The organism is Methylomonas montana (assembly GCF_030490285.1).
Lineage (GTDB): Bacteria > Pseudomonadota > Gammaproteobacteria > Methylococcales > Methylomonadaceae > Methylomonas > Methylomonas montana.
Genome location: NZ_CP129884.1, coordinates 720,768 through 743,181 on the forward strand (window position 1 = coordinate 720,768; position 22,414 = coordinate 743,181).

At 53.5% G+C, this 22,414-nt stretch carries 28 protein-coding genes; 13 read left to right on the forward strand and 15 right to left on the reverse strand.

Annotation, left to right across the window (positions count from 1 at the left end; translation table 11 throughout):
• Positions 1–89 precede the first annotated feature (89 nt).
• The 3 genes from QZJ86_RS03505 (at position 90) to QZJ86_RS03515 (ending at position 1,720) form a co-directional block, all read left to right on the forward strand.
• A complete protein-coding gene (locus tag QZJ86_RS03505; RefSeq protein ID WP_020483379.1) occupies positions 90–293 on the forward strand; it encodes a cold-shock protein in 204 nt (67 codons plus the stop codon).
• 137 nt (positions 294–430) lie between these two features.
• Positions 431–1,354 (forward strand): hypothetical protein, encoded by a 924-nt coding sequence (locus QZJ86_RS03510; RefSeq protein WP_301936464.1) that lies wholly within the window; start codon positions 431–433, stop codon positions 1,352–1,354.
• Positions 1,355–1,465: 111 nt separating this feature from the next.
• Positions 1,466–1,720, forward strand: coding sequence for a hypothetical protein (locus QZJ86_RS03515; protein ID WP_301936466.1), 255 nt, complete (start codon positions 1,466–1,468; stop codon positions 1,718–1,720).
• Here the strand turns inward: QZJ86_RS03515 and QZJ86_RS03520 are convergent.
• The 11 genes from QZJ86_RS03520 to QZJ86_RS03570 all read right to left on the reverse strand — a co-directional run bounded on the left by QZJ86_RS03520 (position 1,717) and on the right by QZJ86_RS03570 (position 11,125).
• Complete coding sequence (locus QZJ86_RS03520; protein ID WP_301936468.1) at positions 1,717–2,568, reverse strand: radical SAM protein; 852 nt, start codon at positions 2,566–2,568, stop codon at positions 1,717–1,719. The two genes, QZJ86_RS03515 and QZJ86_RS03520, sit on opposite strands and share 4 nt — an antisense overlap.
• Positions 2,569–2,618: 50 nt before the next feature.
• On the reverse strand, positions 2,619–3,434 hold the full coding sequence (locus tag QZJ86_RS03525) for a formylmethanofuran dehydrogenase subunit C (protein WP_301936470.1): 816 nt from the start codon (positions 3,432–3,434) through the stop codon (positions 2,619–2,621).
• Positions 3,431–4,327 carry a formylmethanofuran--tetrahydromethanopterin N-formyltransferase gene (gene fhcD / locus QZJ86_RS03530; protein WP_301936472.1) on the reverse strand — a complete coding sequence of 299 codons (897 nt, stop codon included), beginning with the start codon at positions 4,325–4,327 and terminating at the stop codon, positions 3,431–3,433. The genes QZJ86_RS03525 and fhcD overlap by 4 nt, the downstream gene beginning before the upstream one ends.
• Positions 4,324–5,988, reverse strand: a complete 1,665-nt coding sequence (locus QZJ86_RS03535) for a formylmethanofuran dehydrogenase subunit A (RefSeq protein WP_301936474.1) — start codon at positions 5,986–5,988, stop codon at positions 4,324–4,326. The genes fhcD and QZJ86_RS03535 overlap by 4 nt, the downstream gene beginning before the upstream one ends.
• A 9-nt stretch (positions 5,989–5,997) precedes the next feature.
• Positions 5,998–7,257, reverse strand: a complete 1,260-nt coding sequence (locus QZJ86_RS03540) for a formylmethanofuran dehydrogenase subunit B (protein ID WP_301936476.1) — start codon at positions 7,255–7,257, stop codon at positions 5,998–6,000.
• Positions 7,258–7,268: 11 nt separating this feature from the next.
• The gene (locus tag QZJ86_RS03545; protein ID WP_301936478.1) at positions 7,269–7,646 is read right to left on the reverse strand and encodes a 4a-hydroxytetrahydrobiopterin dehydratase; all 378 of its coding nucleotides are present in this window, start codon (positions 7,644–7,646) and stop codon (positions 7,269–7,271) included.
• Positions 7,647–7,848: 202 nt separating this feature from the next.
• Entirely contained in the window at positions 7,849–8,229 is a 381-nt protein-coding gene (locus QZJ86_RS03550) for a ClpXP protease specificity-enhancing factor (RefSeq protein ID WP_301936479.1), read from the reverse strand.
• Positions 8,226–8,834, reverse strand: a complete 609-nt coding sequence (locus QZJ86_RS03555; RefSeq protein WP_301938901.1) for a glutathione S-transferase N-terminal domain-containing protein — start codon at positions 8,832–8,834, stop codon at positions 8,226–8,228. Before QZJ86_RS03555 ends, QZJ86_RS03550 begins: the two co-directional genes overlap by 4 nt.
• 183 nt (positions 8,835–9,017) lie before the next feature.
• The gene (locus QZJ86_RS03560; RefSeq protein WP_301936480.1) at positions 9,018–9,659 is read right to left on the reverse strand and encodes a DUF47 domain-containing protein; all 642 of its coding nucleotides are present in this window, start codon (positions 9,657–9,659) and stop codon (positions 9,018–9,020) included.
• A gap of 6 nt (positions 9,660–9,665) precedes the next feature.
• Entirely contained in the window at positions 9,666–10,709 is a 1,044-nt protein-coding gene (locus QZJ86_RS03565) for an inorganic phosphate transporter (RefSeq protein WP_301936482.1), read from the reverse strand.
• Positions 10,710–10,732: 23 nt separating this feature from the next.
• Positions 10,733–11,125 carry a glycine zipper family protein gene (locus tag QZJ86_RS03570; protein WP_301936484.1) on the reverse strand — a complete coding sequence of 131 codons (393 nt, stop codon included), beginning with the start codon at positions 11,123–11,125 and terminating at the stop codon, positions 10,733–10,735.
• Positions 11,126–11,285: 160 nt separating this feature from the next.
• On the opposite strand from QZJ86_RS03570, the gene rpmH reads away from it, so the two are divergent.
• From rpmH to QZJ86_RS03605, 7 genes are all read left to right on the forward strand, one after another.
• On the forward strand, positions 11,286–11,420 hold the full coding sequence (gene rpmH / locus QZJ86_RS03575) for a 50S ribosomal protein L34 (RefSeq protein WP_020483365.1): 135 nt from the start codon (positions 11,286–11,288) through the stop codon (positions 11,418–11,420).
• Positions 11,421–11,789 (forward strand): ribonuclease P protein component, encoded by a 369-nt coding sequence (gene rnpA / locus QZJ86_RS03580; RefSeq protein ID WP_301936486.1) that lies wholly within the window; start codon positions 11,421–11,423, stop codon positions 11,787–11,789.
• Positions 11,771–11,995, forward strand: coding sequence for a membrane protein insertion efficiency factor YidD (gene yidD, locus QZJ86_RS03585; protein WP_081733834.1), 225 nt, complete (start codon positions 11,771–11,773; stop codon positions 11,993–11,995). The genes rnpA and yidD overlap by 19 nt, the downstream gene beginning before the upstream one ends.
• Before the next feature lie 2 nt (positions 11,996–11,997).
• On the forward strand, positions 11,998–13,701 hold the full coding sequence (gene yidC / locus QZJ86_RS03590) for a membrane protein insertase YidC (protein ID WP_301936488.1): 1,704 nt from the start codon (positions 11,998–12,000) through the stop codon (positions 13,699–13,701).
• Between the two features lie 5 nt (positions 13,702–13,706).
• Complete coding sequence (mnmE, locus tag QZJ86_RS03595) at positions 13,707–15,047, forward strand: tRNA uridine-5-carboxymethylaminomethyl(34) synthesis GTPase MnmE (protein ID WP_301936490.1); 1,341 nt, start codon at positions 13,707–13,709, stop codon at positions 15,045–15,047.
• A 242-nt stretch (positions 15,048–15,289) separates the two neighbouring features.
• Positions 15,290–15,553, forward strand: coding sequence for a response regulator transcription factor (locus QZJ86_RS03600; protein ID WP_301936492.1), 264 nt, complete (start codon positions 15,290–15,292; stop codon positions 15,551–15,553).
• A 219-nt stretch (positions 15,554–15,772) separates the two neighbouring features.
• Positions 15,773–16,051 (forward strand): hypothetical protein, encoded by a 279-nt coding sequence (locus tag QZJ86_RS03605; protein ID WP_301936494.1) that lies wholly within the window; start codon positions 15,773–15,775, stop codon positions 16,049–16,051.
• 43 nt (positions 16,052–16,094) lie between these two features.
• On the opposite strand, the gene QZJ86_RS03610 is transcribed toward QZJ86_RS03605, so the two are convergent.
• Positions 16,095–17,687, reverse strand: a complete 1,593-nt coding sequence (locus QZJ86_RS03610; protein WP_301936497.1) for a SagB/ThcOx family dehydrogenase — start codon at positions 17,685–17,687, stop codon at positions 16,095–16,097.
• 163 nt (positions 17,688–17,850) lie between these two features.
• The gene (locus QZJ86_RS03615) at positions 17,851–18,111 is read right to left on the reverse strand and encodes a nitrogen fixation protein NifZ (RefSeq protein WP_301936499.1); all 261 of its coding nucleotides are present in this window, start codon (positions 18,109–18,111) and stop codon (positions 17,851–17,853) included.
• 195 nt (positions 18,112–18,306) lie between these two features.
• Between QZJ86_RS03615 and QZJ86_RS03620 the strand changes: the two genes are divergently transcribed.
• From QZJ86_RS03620 to nifS, 3 genes are read left to right on the forward strand one after another with little or no spacing between them, the layout of a single operon-like run.
• On the forward strand, positions 18,307–18,663 hold the full coding sequence (locus QZJ86_RS03620) for a HesB/IscA family protein (RefSeq protein ID WP_301936500.1): 357 nt from the start codon (positions 18,307–18,309) through the stop codon (positions 18,661–18,663).
• An 18-nt stretch (positions 18,664–18,681) separates the two neighbouring features.
• On the forward strand, positions 18,682–19,593 hold the full coding sequence (gene nifU / locus QZJ86_RS03625; protein WP_301936501.1) for a Fe-S cluster assembly protein NifU: 912 nt from the start codon (positions 18,682–18,684) through the stop codon (positions 19,591–19,593).
• The gene (nifS, locus tag QZJ86_RS03630) at positions 19,586–20,800 is read left to right on the forward strand and encodes a cysteine desulfurase NifS (RefSeq protein WP_301936503.1); all 1,215 of its coding nucleotides are present in this window, start codon (positions 19,586–19,588) and stop codon (positions 20,798–20,800) included. Before nifU ends, nifS begins: the two co-directional genes overlap by 8 nt.
• Positions 20,801–20,869: 69 nt before the next feature.
• Here nifS and QZJ86_RS03635 read toward each other — a convergent pair whose 3' ends face one another.
• Entirely contained in the window at positions 20,870–21,205 is a 336-nt protein-coding gene (locus tag QZJ86_RS03635) for a hypothetical protein (RefSeq protein ID WP_301936505.1), read from the reverse strand.
• Between the two features lie 61 nt (positions 21,206–21,266).
• Entirely contained in the window at positions 21,267–22,412 is a 1,146-nt protein-coding gene (locus QZJ86_RS03640) for a GGDEF domain-containing protein (RefSeq protein WP_301936506.1), read from the reverse strand.
• Positions 22,413–22,414: the final 2 nt, after the last annotated feature.

Sequence of the window (22,414 nt, forward strand, 5' to 3'; positions counted from 1 at the left end):
GAGATTATGGCCGTTGCTAATCAGTAGGTCCGGTTGTCAATATTGTCGGTCTGCGTAACCATTAGTTTTATTTTGTAGGAGTTTTAAAAATGGCAACAGGCACTGTAAAGTGGTTTAACAACACTAAAGGGTTTGGATTTATCGAGCCTTCCGAAGGCAAAGAAGATGTTTTTGTGCATCACTCGGTCATTAAGGGCGAAGGATTCAAAACTTTATCTCCAGGCCAGTCGGTTCAGTTCGATATCGAATCCGGTCCCAAAGGTTTGACTGCTGCTAATGTCCTGCCCAGATAAGCGATAACGGTTACGGGTAAAAAGGCTCTTGATGATCAAGGGCCTTTTTTATGCCCGAAACAAACTGGATTTTTTGGTCGATGACAATATAACCAAGCTATAATGCAGCCATCCCTTCCAAACTAGCGTAACTAACTATGGCACGCGAATTTTCTTCGTTAAAACAAATGGATACCCCCGTCAAGGTGCTGTTTACCGGCTATTTGACTACCGTTGCGGTCGGGTATCTGATGGCTTTGATCCAAATTTTGTTTACCCACGGTATGGCTGACGGCAAGTTTGGCTTGTCGATAGATGACATTGTCTACAGCTACTACGGTAACCGCTCGGGAACCTTGCTGGAAACCAAGCTGAACGGTTCCATGAAAGAGAATGCCTCCGAACAGGAGCGTTTCGCCATCATTCAATGGGTGCGCGACGGTGCCGATCAGGACGATTTTGTCGATGATGGCATTGAAAAAATCATCCAGGAACGTTGCGTGATGTGCCACAACAAGGGGGCTTCGATTCCCGATCTGAGCGATTTTAAGGTGGTGGAAGAGTTGACCAAGGAAGACGAAGGTGCCACGTTTAGTTCGCTGACGCGGGTTTCTCACATCCATTTGTTCGGCATCAGCTTCATATTCATGTTTGTCGGTCTGATTTTCAGTTTTTCGGAAACCAGTACCGTCAAGTACAAATGTATCGCGATCGGCATGCCGTATGTGTTTTTGCTGGTGGATATTTTATCGTGGTGGTTGACCAAGCTGGACCCGATATTCGCTTGGCTGGTAATCGTGGCTGGCGGCGGTATGGCGGTCTCGTTTGCGTTTATGTGGACGGTTTCCGTTGCGGAAATGTGGTTGTTCGACAGAGTGTTTCTGGATGCCGAAGGCCGGCCGAGGCCGCAATGGAGTACCGTTGTCGAGGCTAGATTTATAGAGATGGGCGGCGAGACCATGGCCCAAAAGCTAGGCCAGTTGCTTAAGCAAGCCACTACCTATTGTTGGTCGCAAGTTCAACGTCGCGGATTGCCGTTCTTTAACGAGTTATATCTAAAAATATTCAAGAAAGACAAATAGTTAAGTAATGTGACTGGATAGGCAAAACGGCATCGAAAAGTTAAAGTTCTATGCTTGGCAAGCCGATAACCGGGGCGGTATTATGCAAACTCGATTTGCAGGAGGTACACCATGATTAGCAACGCAATGAATAGTGCAAGCAGTATGATCGCTCATGCACAGCAAAAAACCGCCACCGCCGCGCAAACGCTAGCCAAACTGCCGATGCAAGAGCAAGAGGTGGGTGGTTCCAAGGATGTGAGCCCCGCTGATCCTTTCAAGCCGGTGTTGAGTTTGAAAGAAGCTGAGTTTGAGACGATGGCTGCCACCAAAGTCATTAAATCCGAGCAAGAAAGAGTCGGCTCTATCCTCGATGCCCTAGCTTAACTAGCGACGCTGACATCATAGCCCAAGGCCTTGATGTCAGCTGCAAATGCATTCATCTCCTCAAGACTCATTTTTTCCAGTTTTCCTGCTTCGGGTTGGAATGACTGTCTCGCGATGCTGTAAAGCATGATTTGTTGCAGTGCTATATCGCTGTCCCGCACTTCCCGCAAAAGCGCCAAATAAGCTTGTTTTTCGCTGTCCGACCATGCTTGTCCATAATGCAACATGCAGGTTTGCAATTTGGTTGGACAGAGACTGGCCGCGAGCTTTAAATGCGCCAGCAGTTTTTGCTGGCTTTGCCCGGTGTTGTTGACTAGCTTGCGGCCCTGTTCTGTAGCGCTGTCCAGCTTGAACCATAATTCGCCGTGGTAGCGAGCCAATTCCGTTAAGCCCGCTTGAACCGTTGTTTGATGCAACAAGCTGCCGTTGCTGATCAATACGAATTTGCTGGCCGGGAACACTCCCGATTCCGTGGCGATCTCGCCAATTAATCTGACGGCTTTATCGAAGTCTTTAAGGCTGGTCGGCTCGCCGTTGCCGGAAATGGCGATGTCTTTGATAACGCGCTGGTGAATTTCGACGTTGAATTGCTCGAAAAAGTCGCCGTGCCGCACGTAATCGAGAAAGAAGCGCAGTTCTTGTTCCAGTAAGGCAAAATCCATTTCCGGCGCATTGCCGCGTTGTAACTCAGGCACTTGGCAATAAATACAACGCCAGTTGCAGGCGTTATTCGGATTGAAATTAATGCCTATCGATAAGCCGCCGGCACGGCGGGAAATGACCGGGTAAACATATTTCAGGCCGGCGATATCGCGGTCGTGATTGGTGGTATTGAGGGTTTGGGTCACTTGAGCAGGGCATACAAACTGAGGTGTGTCTCAGTCTGTATGGCAATTTCTTAGATTCGAACCAGTACTTCGCCCCGCCCAGTCTCGGCCATATCGCCGCCGTATCTACGTACTCGATTAAGCGTCACGCTGCTATCGGCGAAGCGAGAGTCCAAGGATTTAAAGGATGCGAACAGCATCGGCAAAAACGCCAAGGTATGGGAGCCGCAGTCGTTGAAGGTCGCGGACAGTTGCGGCTGATTCCACAGCAGCAAGGTGCCTCGGCGCATCGCATAGCCTAAGTAACGGCCGGTGCTGCCCATTACCGCGATAGTGCCTGCTACCATCCGCGAACCGCAATAATCGCCGGCGTTGCCTTCGATCAGAATTTGACCGCGGCGCATGTGGTCGCCGGCGCGCTGGCCGACATTGCCTTTCACCAGCACAGTGCCGCCTTTCATGCCTTGCTTATTGCCGGGCAGGGCGCCGCCGAGGAAGTCGCCGGCATTGCCTTCGATTTGAATCAGGCCGTTTTTCATTTCGCAGGCGGCGTAGAGACCGACGTCTCCGATGACGCTGATTGTGCCGGCCTTCATTTGCATGCCCAGATAAGCGCCGGCATCGCCTTGGACGCTGATGCTGCCGCCGTTCAGTTCCTTGCCGATGTAGTCCAGCTTGTCGGTGCTGGCGGCAATGGCGATATCCTGAGTATTGCTACCGGTGATGTAAAACAATTGATCGACGCGCAGTTTGCGTTTGCCGCATTGCAGTTCGATAGCGGCGATTTCGTTCAGGGTCAAGCCCTCTAGTTTTTGGCAAACCAGCGGCGACATATCGACGCGTTGAGCGGGCGGCGTCTCGGTCAGAGTGAATGTCAATGTGGTCATGCCATGATCTCCTGCAAATGAAAGTGGAACGGTCCCAGTTTGCCGCCATAGTTACCGGCGCTGATGCGCTTGATACCGTTGGCCGCGCCCAGGTCGCAGACTGCCTGGATGCCGACGCGCATCGCCTTGTCGATGTCTTCCTTGCTCAAGCCGTCGATAACGATCTCCATCACCGATTCGATTTCCGGCGACAAATCGGTCTTGGTCATGCCTTTCAAGGTTGGGCAAAAGGCGTCGTTGGTCGAAGCGCCCAGCGCCGGATATTTGGAGCCGACTTTGGAGCCGGAACGCACCACACCGCCGGGGAAGGGCATGATCACGTTGGGGATTTTTTTCATTTCCTCGATGGCCGCTTCGCAGGCCGCCAAGGCTTGCGGTTGCGATTCGGCTAGCACCAGGAAGTTGCCGCCGCCGACTGCTTCGACCATGCCGGTGGTGGCTTCGGTCAGGAATTCGCCGTCCATCACCGGCACCCGCCAATAGCGCTTGCCGGCGATTTTCTTGGCAATTTGAAAGCCGTCGCCAAAGTAGCGCAGGTTTTTGCCCAACGGAATCGGCTTGCCGCCTTCGATGCCAGCGAATAGCGCCGAGGTTGGCGAGGTCAATACGCACTGGCCGGCGCGGGTTTCCAGTTGCTTGGCCAGGCCTTTGGCGCCCATCGCAAAAATCATGATGGAAACGCCGGGCCGTCCGTCGGGTGTCTCTTCCGGGGACAATACGCGCTCGATGCCGGCCTCGCAGCCGCAGGCAATCACCGAGGTGGCAAATCCGGTCATGGCCTGAGCGGAAATCATCGCCCATTTTTCGTTCTGGGCGGTGATGATGGCGCGGGTGCCTTTCATCGGGAAGGCTTCGGCGAAGGTTTTGTCTATGGTTACACCATTAATGATCATGCTGCACCTCTCAACGGATGCACGGTGATGCTGCCGCGCCCATCTTCTGTAATTTCATCGTCGCTGATTTTAAAGTTGCCCAGTTTCATGGTCAGATAACGGTCGAAGTATTTTTGCAGGTCTTTTTCGATGGACATGTCGAAGTCCGGCCGGACTACATGGGTGGTGCCCCAGACCACTTTCACGACTTCGCCGTCTTTGACCACCAGATTGCCGTCTTTAAACACATAATCCGGCTTGGTGAACATGGCCTGGCGGTCGGCGTTTTCGGTGTAGACGGTGATGTCCGCCCAGTTGCCAGGGCTCAATGCGCCGCGGTCTTTCAAGCCGATGATGCGGGCAGCGCCGGCGCGGGTCATGATGGCGATTTCATTGAAGGTATATTCGCGGTCGATGGAGGCCAGCGTGGTCATTTTCTGAGCTTCCGGATGGATGGTCGCCAACATGTCGTTGCGGAAGCTTTTGTCCATCAGTAAGCGGATCAGATGCGGATAGCTCATGAACGGCGCGCCGTTGGGATGGTCGGTGGTCAGGAATATCCGCCAGGGATCGTTGACCAGCAGGAAAATTTCCAAACCAATCGCCCATTGCAAAGCGTTGACGAAGTTCTGGTCCCGATATTTGAACGGCACCACGCCGCAGCCGGCATCGCATTCGATGTCCATGCACACCCATTTATTGGGGCTGGCGAACTTGTGATTATAGTGTTGACGCATGCTGTCGCCGGACGCGGTGACCGTCTGTCCGAACAGGACTTGACCGACATCGGCGGTGATGTTGGGGGTGCGGTTGATCGCCTCGGCTATTTGCGCGGCTCCCGAGGAAAATTTGAAATCGCCTTCGGTGCCGTAACTGTGGAACTGGATATGCGTCAAATGCAACGGCAGGCCGTCTATGCCTTGGATGGTATTCAAGGTGGTGTCGACATTGCCCGGCACGCCCAGATTGCAGCCGTGCACATGTAGCGGGTGAGTCAATCCCAGTTCCTTGACCGCGCGGGCCAGGGTTTGCAGGATTTGCCGTGGCGAGACGTCGTAATGGCTGTTCTTCTCGTCCAGATCCAGTTTGCGCTGGTTGAATTTAAAGGCGCTGATGCCACCGGCGTTCACCACTTTGATGCCTATGCCTTTGGCGGCATGCAGCGTCCAGGCCACATAATCGTTGATGGCTTTTTGATCTTTTTTAGCGGTCAGCATGCGCAGCAAAAAGTCGTCGCTGCCCAGCATCACATAGCCGCCCTTGTCCAGAATCGGAATGTCGCCCATTTCCATGTGCGCCTGGCGGGCGTTGATCGGTAGCACCGCCGGTTCGAAGCCGGCTGTGTAGCCCATTTCCGCGTAACGGTAACCGCTGACGAAGGTGCTGGGCATGGCGTGGCCGTTGCCGGAGCGAGTCACCGCAGTACGGGCGACCGGGTCCATGCGGTGATCTTCCGGCAGCAGGGTGCGGGCGATATTACCCTTGCCGCCGCCGATATGAGTGTGCATGTCGATGGCGCCGGACATCACCACCTTGCCGCGCAGATCGTATTCCTGATCGACCGGTCTGCCGTCGGTGGGGGCCGTGACGATACGGCCATCTCGAATGTAAATGTCCTGTTGTTGGCCGTCGATGCCGCTGGCCGGATCGTAAACGGTTCCACCTGTGAGTTTTATCAGCATGTTTTGATCCTAAAGAGCTTGTTCGATGGCGGACAGTACTTCGGCGGTGCTGGGCAGGCCGGAGTCGCGCAATTTTTTCAGGCGGATGGCCACCACGTTATCCAGACGGTAAGCATGGCCCGGATGGTCTATGCCCGGCGTGCCGACCGGAATGAATACGTCCGGCTCTTTCTCGAAGCTCATGCCGGAGCGGCCGACGACGATGGTCGGTATGTTGGCTTGCGGTGGCCGCGCGCCGCTGTTAAAGGCTTGCACCCATAGCAAGGCATCGGCTTCGCCGTTTTTTAGCAGGGCCTGGCTGTCATAGAGATAAGGATCGTATTCGGGATAACCGCGGGCGAAATTGACGCGAGCCGGGTAGCCGGTGGTCCAGCCGCAGACTTGGTTGGCGGTCTGGTCGCCTTCTTTGCCGCCCAAGGGGAAGCCTGAACAGCGCGTGCCTTGCAAGTTGATGTCCTTGACGATGCCGCACAGGGTTTGTACGGTCAGTTCGGCTTGGTCGAAAGCCAAGGCTGCGGCTCCCCAAAGCACTACGCCGTATCGCGCGGCTTTCAGTTTGTCGGCGATCGCTTGCAGGTCGCTGATGGCGATGCCGGCGACGCTTTGCGCCTGCAGCAAGCGGCCTTTGATCAAGGCGGACACTGCGGCGGTTACTTCCGGCAAGTCGGCGTCCGCGCAAGGCAGTACCGTCGCCTTACGGCCGGTTGGCGAAGTCGATGCGTCGCCGGACGGGGCTTTACCCAAATAAATGACTTCGCGGTTGGCGGTGTCCTCGAGGAACATTGCCTCTTCGTTCCACAAATATTTCTCGAAAAAACGCGGGGCGAAGCCTTCCAGGTCGGTGCCGACGATCAGCAACACGTCGCAACGGTTTTTCACTTCCGCCAGCGTGGTGTTCATCCAACCGGAGTCTTGCAGCGTCAGCAGGTTGCGGCGGGCATTATTGAACGCGGCGCTATCGACTACCGCGCCGCTACGGTCCGCCAGGGACAGCAAGGCACGCATGCCGCCGACATCGGTGGCACAGCCGCCGAATAGCGGTTGCTGGGTGTCGCGCAAAATTTCGGCAGCTTTAGCTGCCGCGGCTTCCAGACTAACCGATTGGCCGGCGATGCGCGGAGATGTGTCGGTGATAGCTTGTTCGAATGCTGGCGTATTGACCGCGCAGCCGTTAGCTGTCATTTTCAGCGACACGCCCTCCACCTGTATGCTCAGGTCGTCGGTACCGATGCCGCAAAAAGGACTGGGTACCTCGGTTATTTCAGTCATAGGATAAGTCCTCAATCTTTTTTAATGTATTTGAAACGGGGGTCGTCGGGTGTGCCTTCGAAGATGCCGGCGGAGCTTTCCGCCGCATCCCACATCACCACTTCTTCAATTTTTTTGGCCAGCGTAAAATCTTTATCCGTGATGCCTTTGGCGGCATGGGTGACCAGTTTGACGATCACGAAAGCATAGGAAACCGTGAGGTCGGGATGGTGCCAGGCCTTTTCCGCTAAGTGGCCGACGGTATTCACGACCATCAATGTCGCTTTCCAGCCGCTGGTCTTGATTTTGCGGCGTATCCAGCCGTTTTCGTAGTACCAATGCGGCAGTTCTTGTTTTAAATACTCGGCGATTTCGGTCTCGCTATAGACCTTGGGCGTATCTTGCGACATCGTTCATCCCCTGCAAATAAAATGACTGGGCATTCTATCGCACAGTTTCGCCGCTGTCTTTAACGGTATGCAGCTGTTTGCGGGCTTTGTACGGTATTTCAGCCCAGTGGAAAGTGATGGGCCTTGAGGGGGTGGGGTGGTGCTTGAGTCTGTTTGAAGAATGCGTAGTCGAGCTCGCATTCTTCAATATTCGGTTGGGCGCTTACTTAACGACCCGCAGTTGCGGTTTTTGCGGCGTTTTCGGTTCCGGCGGCGGAGGCGTTTCATCCTCGTTTTCTTCCGGATCGAAAATCATGCCTTTGCCGTTTTCTTTGGCGTAGATGGCTAGTACGGCTTTGCAGGGCGTGGTGATGCGCATCGGTTTGCCGGCAAAACGGGCGTTGAACTGAATCTCGTCGTTGCCTAGCACCAAGCCTTGAATCGCTTCCGGGCGAATGTTCAGGACGATGCGTCCGTCCTCGATGAAGTCGCCCGGCAGTACCACGCCCGGATGCTCGGCATTCACCAGTAGATGCGGGGTCAGGTTATTGTCGACGATCCATTCGTAGATGGAGCGTATCAGATACGGTTTGAGTGGGGTCATTTGCTTGGGTTGGGCATCATGTCTTTTTCTTCTCGGCTCAAGCTCTCTTGAAAGGCCTTTCGGGCGAAGAGGCGGTTGGCGTAGGCAGTGATGCCTTTGCCGAGGCTGGCGATGTCGATGCCGATGCTGGGTAGCCGCCATAAAAACGGTGCCATCGCGCAATCGATCAATGAATATTCCTCGCTCATGAAATAAGGGGTGGCTTCGAACACCGGCGCGGCGGCCATCAGACTTTCCCGGAGCATTTTTTTGGCCTTGGCGGCTTTCTTGTCGCCGTGGACCTGAACCTCTTCCAGCATCGGGTACCAGTCCTGATCGATACGTTTGATCAGCATGCGGGCGTTGGCGCGCGACACCGGGTCCATTTGGTGCAAGGCCGGATGCGGGAAGCGCTCGTCCAGGTATTCCATGATGATACGGGCATCGTACAGTACTAAATCCCGTTCGACAAAAGTCGGTGCGTTGCCGTTGGGGTTGAGTTCTAGCAAATCTTCGGGCGGGTCGTTCGGGTCGAAAAATTCAATGTCCGCTGGCACGCCTTTTTCGTACACCACGAGTCTAGCGCAGTGGCTCATAATGCAGGATGGAGACGAAAAAAGAGTCATTGCGGATTTTCGGCTGGTGATGTTTGCCACGAAGTGAACCTCTTTGAGTAACGGGATTTGAAACGCGGCAGATTGTAGCATGGATGATCGGGCTTTTGGGGCGATGCCCGGTGCATTCGCCGTCGAAACTGAAGGGTTTGCCAAGGTCTGTATCGGGGTGTTTTTTCGGTACTAAAAGCTGTTTCAGCCGAGTTTGACGATGATGTCTTCCAGCACGTTGGCGGTGGCGTGAACTTTATCGGCGGCGTTGGATAAATGCCGGTAAAGCTCGCGTTGTTTGAACATGTTTAAGTAATCTTGGCCTTGGAACAAATCGGCAATGGCTTTGCGATACATCTTTTCGATGCGTCGCTCGGAATGGCGGGCGGCGAAGGCATGTTGTTCGGCGTCGCCGGGATGTTTGCCCAAGATCGCAAAGCCTCGCTCCAGCGCTTTGATGCCGACCTGCAGTTCAATCACCATCGCTTTGGAATGGTGGTCGGGATTGAGCTGCAATGCTTCCATTTCGTTGTAAGTACTCTTGCAATAGGTGACGATGCTATCCATCGAGGCGATGGCCCGGTAGATGTCCTCCCGGTCTATCGGGGTGGAAAACGAGCTGTTCAGTTCGTGCAGATTATGCATGCGCAGGCGGTCGGCTTCGTGCTCGTCTTCCTTCAGCATTTTGCCGGCGTCCGGACATTCGCTGACCATGAAATGCACCAAATTGTCCACCGTGACGCAGACTTGTCGGCATTGTTGGTGCAGCAATAGATAAAAGTCCGCGGTTTTCGGGAATATATGTTGCAGCAGGCGCGAAGCCAGCGATTGTTTCGAGGCATTCATTCGAAATTATTGGGCGGATTGAAAGAAATAATGGACTATCAGGAAGCTCGCGCTGGCGATGATAGCCGAACCGGGGATGGTAATCAGCCAGGTCAGCAGAATATTCCAGGCCGTACCCCAGCGCACTCGTTTGGGACGGTCCGATGCGCCAATGCCCATAATCGACGAGGCGACTACATGCGTGGTGGAAACCGGTGCGCCGAGCAAGGAACTGGCAAAGATAATGCCGCATGCGCTCAATTGGGCATTGAGGGCATGGATTGGTCTGATTTTATAAATTGCAAAACCCAGTGTGCGGACGATGCGCCAGCCGCCAGTTAACGCACCTGCGGTCATTGCGCTGGCACAAAATAACATGACCCATCCCGGCACCCGAAAGCTGTCGATTTGACCGCTGAGCAGCAAGATCAAAGTCAACACTCCCATGCTTTTCTGGGCGTCGTTAGCGCCGTGGGAAAAAGCTAGGGAGGCCGTCGTCAGCCACTGGGCGTTGCGCAGGTGCCGGTTGATGCTGGGCGGCGCGGCGCGCAGTAAAAACATCGTCAATCGCTGCAGTCCAAAACCTAGTAGAAAGCCCAGTATCGGCGAGATGAACAATGCTAGCAGGATTTTGCTGAAGCCGTGAATCCGGCCCTGGCTTAAGTCGGTAAAGCCCCAGGCGATCGGCTCGCTACCAATACCGACCAACGTCGCGCCGACCAGGCCGCCCATCAGCGCATGCGAGGATGAAGAAGGCAGTCCACGCCACCAAGTATAAAAGTTCCAAAAAACGGCGGCAAATAGTCCCGACACGACGATCAGTAAGGCATCGGTTTTGGGGATGGTCGATAAGTCGAGAAGGGTGCCGACCGTATTGGCGACGGCGGTGCCGCCCAGCAGAGGGCCTAAAAATTCGAAGCCGGCGACTACCAGTACGGCTTGGCCTGGTGTCATCGCTCGGGCGGCGATGGCGCTGGCGATAATATTGGAGGCATCGTGAAAGCCATTGGTGTAGTCGAACACCAGGACAATGACGATCGCTAGGCCGATAAACGGAAGAAATGCCTCCAAGGTTTCCGCGACGCTATTGCTGATTAATTGACCACGTTGTGGCCGCGTTGTCTCAGGCAGTTGCGATAGGCGTTTTTATAACTATCGTTGGAATGGATGCCTTGTTGCGCGCCGCCGCCGATGCCGCCGGCCGCAGCGCCGATGGCTGCACCCGTGCCGGGGTTGCCTGTGATCGCGCCGATCGCTGCGCCGCCAGCGGCGCCAACCAAACCGCCTACGGCGGCACCGGTAGCGGTGTCCTTAACAGTGCTAGCGGACTGCGAAGCCAGTTGTTGGCATTCCTGCATGTCTTGGTTCAAACGGTAAGCGTTGCGGTCGTTGTATGTATCCACGGTGGGTGTCCAGCCGGTGGTGGTGGCGCAGCCGGCTACCAACAGGCTGGTTGCGAAAATCGACGTGAGCAATAATTTAGTCATGATAAAACTCCTTAAGCGATGCCTAATGGGCAAAAGACAGTTAGAGAGTAGCTGATTTCGCACCATTTTGGAAATGATCAAGTCAAATTGACAGTCGCGCGGCTCATCACGTATGATTCGCAGCCTTTTTTATCCGTTTTATCACCATAGGCAGTAGCAAATGAAAAGAACTTATCAACCTAGCAAAATCAAACGTGCCAGAACTCATGGTTTTCGTGCCAGAATGGCTACCGTCGGTGGTCGTAAAGTGATCAACGCGCGCAGAGCAAAAGGTCGCGCATCGCTGACGGTTTAATTGTCGGCGGAAGATTTCGGCTTTCCCGATCAGTATCGGCTAGGGACGCCCGCTGAGTATAAAAAAGTATTTACCAATCCCGTAAAATCGACCGATAAGTATTTTACGGTGTTGGCGACCGGCAACAGCCTGACGCATCCGCGTTTGGGTTTAGCCATCGCCAAAAAAACTATAAAAAAAGCAGTCGCAAGGAACCGCATTAAGAGGGCTGTCAGGGAAAGTTTTAGATTACAGCGTCAACATATCGTCGGCATTGATATTGTTGTTTTGGCACGAGGCGATGCAGCAAATGCAGCCTCGCCGATATTGAGGAAGTCATTGGAAAGGCATTGGCTTAAACTGGTAGATCGATGCGATTCCTGCTCATAACCCTGATCAAGGTTTACAAATACTTCATAAGTCCTTTGCTGGGACCCAGATGTCGTTTTTATCCCAGCTGTTCAAGTTATGGCTTAGAGGCAATCCAGATTCATGGTGCTTTCAAAGGCTCTTACCTCACGCTTCGACGATTATTGAAATGCCACCCGTTCCACGAAGGTGGCATTGATCCCGTTCCGGAAAAATTGAGTAAATAACAATGGATAACATAAGATTTGTACTGGTCATGGCGATGTTGATGATCTCCTATATGCTTTGGGAGTCATGGCAGATTGATTATGGTCCGAAACCGCAGGCGATCATCTCGGACAAGCCCATTGTTGCCGGCGATGCAGGAGCGGTAACGGGGCAAGCCCAGGTCGGCGCTCAGCAAGCCGGCGCTGAAGCGGTAGCAGCGCAGGTCGCGGCCGACAAAGTGGTCAAAGTCAAAACCGACGTCTTCGAGTTGGAAATCGACACCCAGGGCGGTACCTTGCGCAATCTCGATTTGTTGCAATATCCGCACGAAAAAGAAAATTCAGCGGTCACCAAAGCCTATGCCTTGATCGGTATGGATGCGCCGGCGAAAGATCTGTCGCCGATCCGTCTGTTCGATAGCAGCAACGAAAACATGTTCCTGGCGCAAACCGGCCTGGTGGCCAGCCAAAATTCGGCTGCAGCTCCCGATCATCATGCCGAATTCACCGCCGAGCAAACCTCTTATGTCTTACAAGACGGCCAGGAGCAAATCAGCATTCCGTTAAGCTGGACCAATCAACAAGGCCTGAAAGTCGTCAAGACTTTTACCTTTAAGCGTGGCAGTTATGTGGTGCAGGTCGATCAAAAAGTCGTCAACCAGACAGCCAACCCTTGGGTCGGCAAACAATACGATCAATTGTTGCGGGTCGAACATAGCGACAAGAACAATAATAATTTCATCAGAACTTACTCCGGTGGCGTGGTTTACACCGAGAAAGACAAATACAAGAAAGTTAAATACGAAGATATGGCGGACGACACCTTAAATGTCACCAGCCAAGGTGGTTGGAGCGCGTTTATCCAGCATTACTTCGCCGCTGCCTGGATTCCGCCAGCCGATCAGGAAAACCATTTCTACACCAAGGCGCTGAACGATTTCCGCTACGTCATCGGTTCTTACTCGCCGGATGTGACCGTGGTGCCGAATAGCGAAGCGGTACTTAGTGCTCAATTGTTTGTCGGCCCTAAAATTCAGCCGATCATGGAAGCCACCGCGCCGGGTCTGGAATTGACAGTCGATTACAGCTGGTTGACCGTGGTCGCCAAACCGATCTATTGGTTGTTGAATCAAATTTATGGCTATGTTAACAACTGGGGTATCGCGATTTTGGGTGTCACCTTGTGCATCAAACTGCTGTTCTTCAAATTGTCTAAAACCAGCTTCCAGTCCATGGCGAAAATGCGCAAAATTCAGCCGCGTTTGAAAGAGCTGCAAGAGCGTTATGGCGAGGACCGTCAGAAATTCAACACCGAAATGATGGCGATGTACAAGCGCGAGAAAGTCAACCCCTTGGGCGGTTGCTTGCCGATCATGGTGCAGATTCCGGTGTTCATTTCCTTGTACTGGGTGTTGATCGAAACCGTTGAATTGCGTCAGGCCGAATTTGCGCTGTGGATACATGACTTGTCCGCGCAAGACCCATTCTATCTGCTGCCGATTCTGTACGGCATCACCATGAAGATTCAGCAAAGCCTGAATCCGGCGCCGATCGATCCATTGCAAGCGCAGGTGATGAAAATGTTCCCTATCGTGTTTACGGTGTTCTTCCTGTTCTTCCCGTCGGGCTTGGTACTGTACTGGATTTGCAACAACAGCTTGTCGATCATCCAGCAATGGTACATCACCAAGCACGTGCTTGAAGAAGACGCTCACGCACATCACTAAAAGCCATGCTTGACGGCGACACCATAGCCGCCATCGCCACGCCGCCGGGAAACGGCGGCGTCGGCATCATTCGCATCTCCGGGCCGGCCGCGCCCGGCATCGCCGAAAACCTCACCGGCAAAATCCTACCCAAACCGCGTTACGCGCAATTCTCCAATTTTCTCGATGCCGACGGTTACGTAATCGACAGCGGTTTGCTGCTGTATTTTGCCGCGCCGGCCTCGTTTACCGGCGAACAGGTATTGGAATTGCAAGGCCACGGCGGTAGCGTGGTGTTGGATATGCTATTACGACGTGTGCTGGAACTGGGCGCGCGTTTGGCTAACCCCGGCGAATTCAGTCAGCGGGCTTTTCTAAACAACAAAATTGACTTGGCCCAGGCCGAAGCGATTGCGGACCTGATCAGCAGCGGCACCGAACAAGCCGTGCGTTCTGCCCAGCAATCCATGCAGGGCGTGTTTTCCGAGCAAATCAACGAACTGATAGACGAACTGATCGAGTTGCGGGTGTTTATCGAAGCGGCCATCGATTTTGTCGATGAAGAAATCGATTTTCTCGGCGACGGTGTGGTGGCCGGGCGAATCCAGCGCTTGCAAGCCAAGCTTGCCGAAATCTGTAAAACCGCTCAGCAGGGTAGGTTGTTACATGACGGCATGACTGTGGTGCTGGCCGGCAAACCCAACGCCGGCAAATCCAGTTTATTGAATGCCTTGGCCGGTCACGACGCGGCGATTGTGACCGACATCGCCGGCACCACCCGCGATGTATTGCGCGAACGCATCCAACTGGATGGCATGCCACTGCATGTCATCGACACCGCCGGCTTGCACGACAGCGATAATCCGGTCGAGCAGGAAGGTATCCGCCGTGCCCGCCAGGAAATCGCCAAAGCCGATCAGATTTTATTGTTAATAGACAGCACCGATACCGATAGCGCCAGCTTAGACGACAGTCTGCCCGCCAATATTGCCATTACCAAAGTCTTTAACAAAATCGATTTGGTTGGCGGCCAAGCTCGAGCCGCACAAACCCCGCAAGGCACGGAAATTCATTTATCCATCAAACACCGGCTGGGCCTGGATTTGCTGCGCCAGCACCTGAAGCAAAGCATGGGTTTTACCGAAAGCGCGGATAACGTGTTTGTCGCCAGAACCCGCCATATCCAGGCCTTACAGCAAGCGGCGCAAGCCGTAGACAGCGCCGCCGAGCAGCTACGTCATCAGGCTCACGAGTTGGTCGCCGAAGAACTGCGCCAGGCCCAAACCAGTTTGTCGGCCATCACCGGCGAATTCACTTCCGACGATTTGTTGGGCGAGATTTTTTCCAACTTTTGTATCGGAAAGTGAAGCAGTAAAACAAGCGAAAACAACAAAAAATAAAGTGCTGTAAAAACAACGATATAGGTGCTTTTTCCTGTTTTTTGCTTTCTGTTTATTTCCATTTATTTCTATATTTTTACACTTTTGCTCTCTACGAGTGTAAGCAAGTGTAAAAAAATGAAGATAAGTATCGAGAAGCAAAAAAACAAAGAGGGCTCCAATCGGCGATTCGGCGGATTCTGGCGGGCGGCATTTATCTAAGCGACGACATGCAAAAACGGGTATTAGAACGCATGGGCGCTCGCCGTTTCGAGCAGGCGACAGCCGATCTTACGGCGAGCCCGACCAACCGCGAGTTCGAGGTGTTGAGGCTGATCGGTTTTGGTTTCGGGACTCGGCAGATTGCTGAAAAACTAAAGCGCAGCGTCAAGACCATCGAAGCCCATCGCGCCAATATCAAGGAAAAACTGGGGCTAAAAACCGGAACGGAATTGATTCGTTACGCAATCATGTGGATAAAAGATAAGGACTGATATCAATAAAATAGGGGAACTCCCTATTTCAGATTGAGGGTAATGCCTATTAACAAGCCGGGCATCGCCTTATATCCTACAAAAGCTTGCCACCCTACACCCATAACAAGCAAGTTACAGCGTTAGCTGTATGGTGTCCGGCTCAACTTCATTAGCTTCCTATCCATGATGACGGTTGGACTAGTCCAAAATTCTAATTCTAAACACGAGAGGCTTGTCATGTTTAAATCGCGTAAATTATTTCTTAGCTTATCTGCTCTTATAGTTTTATTTTGCTCAAATTGCCACGCGGAATCGCTTGCTCAGTCGCAGACTGACGAACAACTGAATGCCCAGATCCAGGAACTGCAAACGCAAATATCGACAGCAAATACCAAAATTGCCGAATTGGAAGATATAAGAAATTTAAATATATCTGAGGCGCGTATATTGGATGAACCGCGCGGAAACGACATAAAGCGTTTGCCGGCGAAGCTATGCAAACCTTGCTGGCGCTAGGCGAGTAAGCCGGCGTGAACATGAAAATAGCATGGGCTCAGCGCTAACCCGATAGATGCGCATAAGCCGGTAAACTCTGGAGTCGGCCGTCGTCCAATGGCTCTCCCACAGTAAAGTGATACAGGCTTTGCCAAGCGTTATCCCGTAACCCCAGCATGCCGTGCACGGCGTCGTCGAAAAAACAGCCAATGCCGGTGCCTCGTACACCGGCGACTTCGGCTTCCAGATATAAAATTTGTCCCAACATCCCACATTCCCAGAACAGCCGACGATAGCGCCAGGCTTCGGCTTCGACCTGATCGGCAAAGCGCGCCAGCATCCCCAGGCTAAAGGCGCTGTCGCTGGCGATCGGTTGGTGACAGGAGATAGTTTTGGCGGCTTGTCTGACATTGCCCGGCGTTAGGCGGTAGAACTCGAACGGCATCTCGATTGTTTGCCAGACAAAGTCTGTGGAAAATGCTTGCTTTAACTCGGTGAGCGCTTGCGGATCGCGCGGCAGTAGATATAAACCCGGTTCCAAGCCGGCGACTCGGTGAACGAAGATAACCGGATGCACTTGTGCCGGCCAGTTCCAGGCCGTGAACGGCGGTTTGGCGTTGGGCAGAAGTGCCGACAACATGCGTTGAAAATCCGCCAATGGCAAATCCGGGGATTTGCCATTGAAGTGCTGGGCGCTGCGGCGTTGGCGAAATAATGTGCTGGCAGCGATGTTGTGGCTGGGTAGTGGCAGATCCAGGCCCGGCAGCGTGAGCCGTTCGGCGGCGCTAGCCGGCTTTGCGGCGTGCGCGGAGACTTCATCGATAATCGGCCAGCGGTAAAAATGCCGGCCGCTCAAACGTTCGGCAGTGCCGAACCATTCTGCCGATTGCAGGATTTGCGACAAATGTCCGGCATCGAAACCAGTCACCGCTTGCCGGTCGCTGCGTATGCGGCAAAATAAATCGGGCGCTTCGTGTTCGGTTGGGACAAAATCGTCGTTACGATCCAGTCCTAACCAGGCGGCGACATCGGCATCGGCGGATTCGCTCAGCAATTCAATTGACCAACCCAGGCCGGCGGCGGCGTAGCTCAATGCGGCTAGTGCATGGCCGATGTCGTGCTGGCAATAGCGAAACGCCCGCTCGCCGTATTTCCAGGCTTCTCGCCAATGGATGGACGACAAGCCGATGTATAACTCGGGCCGAGTAGCGTCGGCATGGAACCGGCTGCGCCGTTCCAGCGCATGATCGTGGCTGACATAATGATATACGCCGGGTTGCAACAGATCTGGGTCGGTGCACAATAAATAGGCTTCGGTCGGGTGCAGATTGCCGCTGGACGGGTTGCAGCGCAAGGCCCAGCGATCCGGGCCGAATTGTTTCCAGGCCGACAAGCCGAACGACAATTCCAACATCAGCCCCAGGTTGGTCAGCGTCAAAGGCTGTGAAGCAATCTGTTCCGGTTTGTCCATATCGCCAAACAAGCAAGCCAATTGCGCGCCGGGCAGCGGCAAGGCTAGCGTTTCGCAGCCGCTAAAACGCCGGAACGGATTGGGTTGGTCGTCCCAGTCCAGCGTTTCCGGGCCTTTGGCATAAGCGTTGAGCTGGTGTTTGGTGCGCTGGTGGTACTGGATGACGGCTTCGGATGAGTTTTCCATGGAGTCCTCGGTAGGCGGGGATAAAAGCGTTGGGTAAACCTTAAAAGAGCGGCGAGACTGCCGTTGTGCCAATGACTGGATTTCGGCTCGGCGCGCCGAGACCAATAGATGGCTCTCGGCGCGCGGCGAGTTTTATCGGCGTCAGGGCGAATGATGAGCTTGCTTAGGATACCAGTTCCGGCAGCATTAAATCTTCGGTCCAGCAGCCGATAGGCCGGCCCAGATTTAATTCTTTGTCTTCGAAGCGCACCAGAAAAACGGTTAGTGCCGGGTCTTCCTCGACATGGCCTTTCATGACGATCACGCCGCGCGTACCTTCCTCAGCCAACACTTCGCCTTCCTCGCTATCCGGCATACTGCCGTCGTCGACGATGGTGCGCGAGGCGTAGACCACATCGCCTAAATCCAAATCTTCTACATTCATTCTAATCTCCTGTGAGAGTTTTGTAGCAAAGCTGACAATCACACCGGGTTTGTTGTGAAACGGCTTGCCGATAAAGTTTGGCCGGCTACCTTTGAGTGAGCAATTTCAGCGGTTTAGCCGAAATTTTCGCGTATGGCATGCTGGTTGCTTTAACTGTTTACAAGATCAATGCCAAACCGTTCAGGAGACTTAAAGATGATTACATTAACCGAAAGCGCCATTACAGCCGTGGGTCGTTTTATTAGCAGTTCCGACAAGCCGACCGGTGGGCTGCGCATCGAAGTTACCGATGGCGGTTGTTCCGGGCTGTCTTATGGATTGCGCCTGGAAGCGAAAGAAAACCAGGACGATACCGTGATTGATTGCGGCGATGTCAAAGTGTTTGTCGATCCGCTCAGTCTGCCGAGTCTGGACGGTATGTCCATCGACTTCGTCGATAGCCTGGAAGGGTCGGGCTTTAAATTTACCAATCCCAATGCTGTAAAAAGCTGCGCATGCGGATCATCGTTTACCACCGGGGAGAGCGGCGGCACCCCAAAAACCTGTTCTTAAGAATTCGAGGAAGTAGCTATGTGGGATTATTCAGATAAAGTAAAAGATCATTTTTTCAACCCTAAAAATGCCGGTGCGGTAGTCGATGCCAACGCGATTGGCGAAGTGGGTTCCATCAGTTGCGGCGATGCCTTGCGTTTGACCTTGAAAGTCAACGACGACACCGAAGTGATCGAAGATGCCGGTTTCCAGACTTTCGGCTGCGGCTCGGCGATTGCCTCGTCTTCGGTATTGACCGAGATCATCAAAGGTTTGACTTTGGACGAAGCTTTGAAAGTCACCAACCAAGATATCGCCGCCGAACTGGACGGTCTGCCGCCGGAAAAAATGCACTGCTCGGTGATGGGTCGCGAAGCCTTGCAAGCCGCGGTTGCTAATTATCGCGGCGAAGAATGGAAAGACGATCACGCCGAAGGTGCGCTGATCTGTAAATGTTTTGCGATCGATGCGGTGATGATTGAAGAAATGGTGTGGGCCAACAAGCTGCGCACCGTCGAGGATGTCACCAACTTTACCAAAGCCGGCGGCGGTTGCGCCTCTTGCCATGAAGACATCGAAGCCATTTTGGAAAAAGTGATGAAGGAACGCGGTGAAAGCTTCGATCCAAGTGCTGCACCAGTAGCCAAAGCGGAGCCAGTGGTTGCCAAAGGCCCGATGACTAACCTGCAACGCATCAAGAAAATCGAGGAAGTGATCATGTCCTTCCGTCCGCAATTGATGGCCGACGGCGGCGATGTCGAGTTGGTGGAAGTGGTCGACAAAACTGCGTACGTGAATATGACCGGCGCTTGCAACGGTTGCCAAATGTCAGCGATGACGATTGCCGGTATCCAGCAGCGTTTGATGGAAGTGATGGGCGAATTCATCAAGGTCGTGCCGGCTTCGCAAATGCCGAAACTGGTCAACATACAGGAGGCTGGTCATGCCTGATATTTATCTGGATAACAACGCGACCACCAAGGTGGATAGCGCGGTGGTCGATGCGATGATCCCGTTTTTTACCGAGCAGTTCGGTAACCCGTCGTCCATCCATCGCTTCGCCGACGGTGTGGCCAAGGCCATCAAGAAGGCCCGTGCACAGGTTCAAGAATTGATTGGCGCCGAGCACGATTCGGAAATTATTTTCACCTCGTGCGGCACCGAGTCTGACTCGACGGCGATTTTGTCGGCGATCAAGGCTCAGCCCAATCGCAAGGAAATCATCACCACGGCGGTGGAGCATCCGGCGATTCTGAATCTGGTCGAGAATCTGGAGAAAGAAGGCTACACCATCCACCGGATGCCGGTGGATAAATGCGGCCGCTTGAATCTGGAGTCGTACAAGAATTTGCTGTCCGATCAGGTTGCTATTGTGTCGGTGATGTGGGCCAACAACGAAACCGGTACCATTTTCCCGGTCGTGCAAATGGCCGAAATGGCCAACGCGGCCGGGGTGATGTTTCATACCGATGCGGTACAAGCGGTCGGCAAAATCCCGATGATGCTGCAAGATACCAAGATCGATATGCTGTCGATTTCCGGACACAAACTGCATGCGCCTAAAGGCATCGGTGTGTTGTATCTACGCCGCGGTACCCGTTATCGGCCGTTGCTGCGCGGCGGTCATCAGGAGCGCGGTCGCCGGGCCGGTACCGAGAACACCGCCTCCATCGTCGGTTTGGGCAAGGCTTGCGAGCTGGCAATCGAACACATGGAATACGAAAACGTTCAAGTCAAAGCCATGCGCGACCGTCTGGAACAAGGCATCGTCGAAGCGGTTCCGCATTGCTTTATCACCGGTGATCTGAACAACCGCCTGCCTAACACCACCGATATCGCGTTCGAATATATCGAGGGCGAAGCGATTCTGATGTTGTTGAACAAAGCCGGTATCGCTGCTTCCAGCGGATCGGCTTGTACTTCGGGCTCCCTGGAGCCGTCGCATGTGATGCGGGCCATGGATATTCCTTACACTGCAGCGCATGGCACCATCCGTTTCTCGTTCTCGCGCTATAACACGATGAGCGATGTCGATGAAGTATTGAAAGTCATGCCGAGCATCGCCGCGACCTTGCGGAAATTGTCGCCGTACTGGGATAGCGCCAACAATTGCCCGGTTGCCGATCCGGAACAAGCGTTTCAACCGACTTATGCTTAATTGATTTGCTGCGTTTGTCTTAACTAAGAACGCCGAGCTTGTCTCGGCGTTCTCGTTTGATCGGCAATATTAAAGAGGCTGCCTTGCTTGGGTATTGCCGTAAATACGTGCGATCAAACGATAAAACCATAGCGGTCTGATCGTGATGATAAAAAAGGCGACGACCGGCGTGACCGGGACCGGCGCAATATCGAGAATGAACAGGCCTAATAGGCCGAAGAAGCATTTTTTCCTGGCCTGCTTGCTGTCTTGGACGATATCCGTCGAGACCGGTGGTTGAGGTCTAGGCAAATCGGCATACAGACTATTGGCCAGTGCCCAGAACCAATACGGCCTGAACGCGACGATATAGATGCCGATCAGGCAGCCGGGTGAAACCGGACCGAAGCCAATGACAGCGAACACGGCGAATACACAAAGACATTTAATTTGGGCGGAGTTCATCGTCGTCGTTTAGAAGGGTGGGTTATTCGTCATGAGGAAACATGCCGTATTTTCCTGCCGTTTCCTGAGTGTCGCAAAGCCAGAATCCAGGGTCGTTCCGAGATGCCGCTTTGGCGATATACATGCGTTTGTCGGCGGCATTGACCAACTCGTCTCCGGACATCAGCTTGTCCGGCCCGGTTTGGCAGACGCCGATACTGAAGGAAATCTTGTGCTTTTCGTTTCTGGCGATGAAGTGCTTGATTAGACGTTCGCAAACATCCTTGGCATGGCCGTTGGTGGCGCCCGGCATGATAATGCAAAATTCGTCGCCGCCGTAACGGCAAGCGATGTCGGTTTCGCGGATGCTGGCCAAAATACTTTTTCCCACCGCTTCCAACATTTGATCGCCAACGATGTGGCCGTGGCTGTCGTTGAGTATCTTGAAGCCATTCAGGTCAAAATAAACCAGGGTCAAGGGTTCCTTGCGTCTGGTGCAACCAGCCAGTTCCACCCGGAGACGCTCGTAGAAGGCGCGGTGATTGAACAGCCGGGTCAGGCCGTCCTGGCATGACAGCTCGCGCAGTTCCTTGGTCTGCTTGGCAACCGTTTCCGCCAAATCGCGCGCGTAATCCTCCAGTTCTTGCTTGGCCTTTTCCACTTCAGCTACCAAGGCGCCGGTATAGGTTTCGAAGACAAACTGCACGTCGAACATCAGCAATTTGGTGAGACTGCGTTGACGCCGGTCCGCTTCGTCGCGCGTGCAGTTGCCCACTCGGTACTCTTTTTCGAACTGGTCGGACAGAATGTCCCACAGCAAACGCACCGCCGACATGTACAGCGCTGGCGAGACGCCGATTCGTTTATGGACCTTGCCTACCCGCAGCCGGTTGGTGACGTAGTGTTCGTCGTATTTCCCGGAAAATACCTCCTGAATATAGCCGCGCATGCTGTTTTTTAAGCGCGTCAGGGTTTCCGAATCGCCGATGACGATTTCCACTTCGATGTGGGTCAGTTGCTTTGCATAAAACTCTTCGACGATGGCGTCCAGATTGTTATTAATAAACTGTTCCGACGCCAACAGATTGTCTTCGTCTTCCTTGGTTAGATCGAACAACTTCTTGATCAGCTCTATTTTGCGTTCCGTGAGCTTTAGTTGTTCCACCATGGTGTGATTGGTTAAAAGCATGG

Coding starts and splice junctions, on each gene's coding strand:
- QZJ86_RS03600 (WP_301936492.1), top strand. CDS start 15,290: ATGCAAAAACGGGTATTAGAACGCATGGGCGCTCGCCGTTTCGAGCAG.
- mnmE (WP_301936490.1), top strand. CDS start 13,707: ATGCTTGACGGCGACACCATAGCCGCCATCGCCACGCCGCCGGGAAAC.
- QZJ86_RS03515 (WP_301936466.1), top strand. CDS start 1,466: ATGATTAGCAACGCAATGAATAGTGCAAGCAGTATGATCGCTCATGCA.
- QZJ86_RS03560 (WP_301936480.1), bottom strand. CDS start 9,659: ATGAATGCCTCGAAACAATCGCTGGCTTCGCGCCTGCTGCAACATATA.
- rpmH (WP_020483365.1), top strand. CDS start 11,286: ATGAAAAGAACTTATCAACCTAGCAAAATCAAACGTGCCAGAACTCAT.
- nifS (WP_301936503.1), top strand. CDS start 19,586: ATGCCTGATATTTATCTGGATAACAACGCGACCACCAAGGTGGATAGC.
- QZJ86_RS03570 (WP_301936484.1), bottom strand. CDS start 11,125: ATGACTAAATTATTGCTCACGTCGATTTTCGCAACCAGCCTGTTGGTA.
- QZJ86_RS03545 (WP_301936478.1), bottom strand. CDS start 7,646: ATGTCGCAAGATACGCCCAAGGTCTATAGCGAGACCGAAATCGCCGAG.
- QZJ86_RS03525 (WP_301936470.1), bottom strand. CDS start 3,434: ATGACCACATTGACATTCACTCTGACCGAGACGCCGCCCGCTCAACGC.
- nifU (WP_301936501.1), top strand. CDS start 18,682: ATGTGGGATTATTCAGATAAAGTAAAAGATCATTTTTTCAACCCTAAA.
- QZJ86_RS03605 (WP_301936494.1), top strand. CDS start 15,773: ATGTTTAAATCGCGTAAATTATTTCTTAGCTTATCTGCTCTTATAGTT.
- QZJ86_RS03510 (WP_301936464.1), top strand. CDS start 431: ATGGCACGCGAATTTTCTTCGTTAAAACAAATGGATACCCCCGTCAAG.
- yidC (WP_301936488.1), top strand. CDS start 11,998: ATGGATAACATAAGATTTGTACTGGTCATGGCGATGTTGATGATCTCC.
- QZJ86_RS03610 (WP_301936497.1), bottom strand. CDS start 17,687: ATGGAAAACTCATCCGAAGCCGTCATCCAGTACCACCAGCGCACCAAA.
- QZJ86_RS03620 (WP_301936500.1), top strand. CDS start 18,307: ATGATTACATTAACCGAAAGCGCCATTACAGCCGTGGGTCGTTTTATT.
- QZJ86_RS03540 (WP_301936476.1), bottom strand. CDS start 7,257: ATGACTGAAATAACCGAGGTACCCAGTCCTTTTTGCGGCATCGGTACC.
- QZJ86_RS03550 (WP_301936479.1), bottom strand. CDS start 8,229: ATGACCCCACTCAAACCGTATCTGATACGCTCCATCTACGAATGGATC.
- QZJ86_RS03535 (WP_301936474.1), bottom strand. CDS start 5,988: ATGCTGATAAAACTCACAGGTGGAACCGTTTACGATCCGGCCAGCGGC.
- fhcD (WP_301936472.1), bottom strand. CDS start 4,327: ATGATCATTAATGGTGTAACCATAGACAAAACCTTCGCCGAAGCCTTC.
- yidD (WP_081733834.1), top strand. CDS start 11,771: ATGCGATTCCTGCTCATAACCCTGATCAAGGTTTACAAATACTTCATA.
- QZJ86_RS03640 (WP_301936506.1), bottom strand. CDS start 22,412: ATGCTTTTAACCAATCACACCATGGTGGAACAACTAAAGCTCACGGAA.
- QZJ86_RS03555 (WP_301938901.1), bottom strand. CDS start 8,834: ATGACTCTTTTTTCGTCTCCATCCTGCATTATGAGCCACTGCGCTAGA.
- QZJ86_RS03615 (WP_301936499.1), bottom strand. CDS start 18,111: ATGAATGTAGAAGATTTGGATTTAGGCGATGTGGTCTACGCCTCGCGC.
- QZJ86_RS03505 (WP_020483379.1), top strand. CDS start 90: ATGGCAACAGGCACTGTAAAGTGGTTTAACAACACTAAAGGGTTTGGA.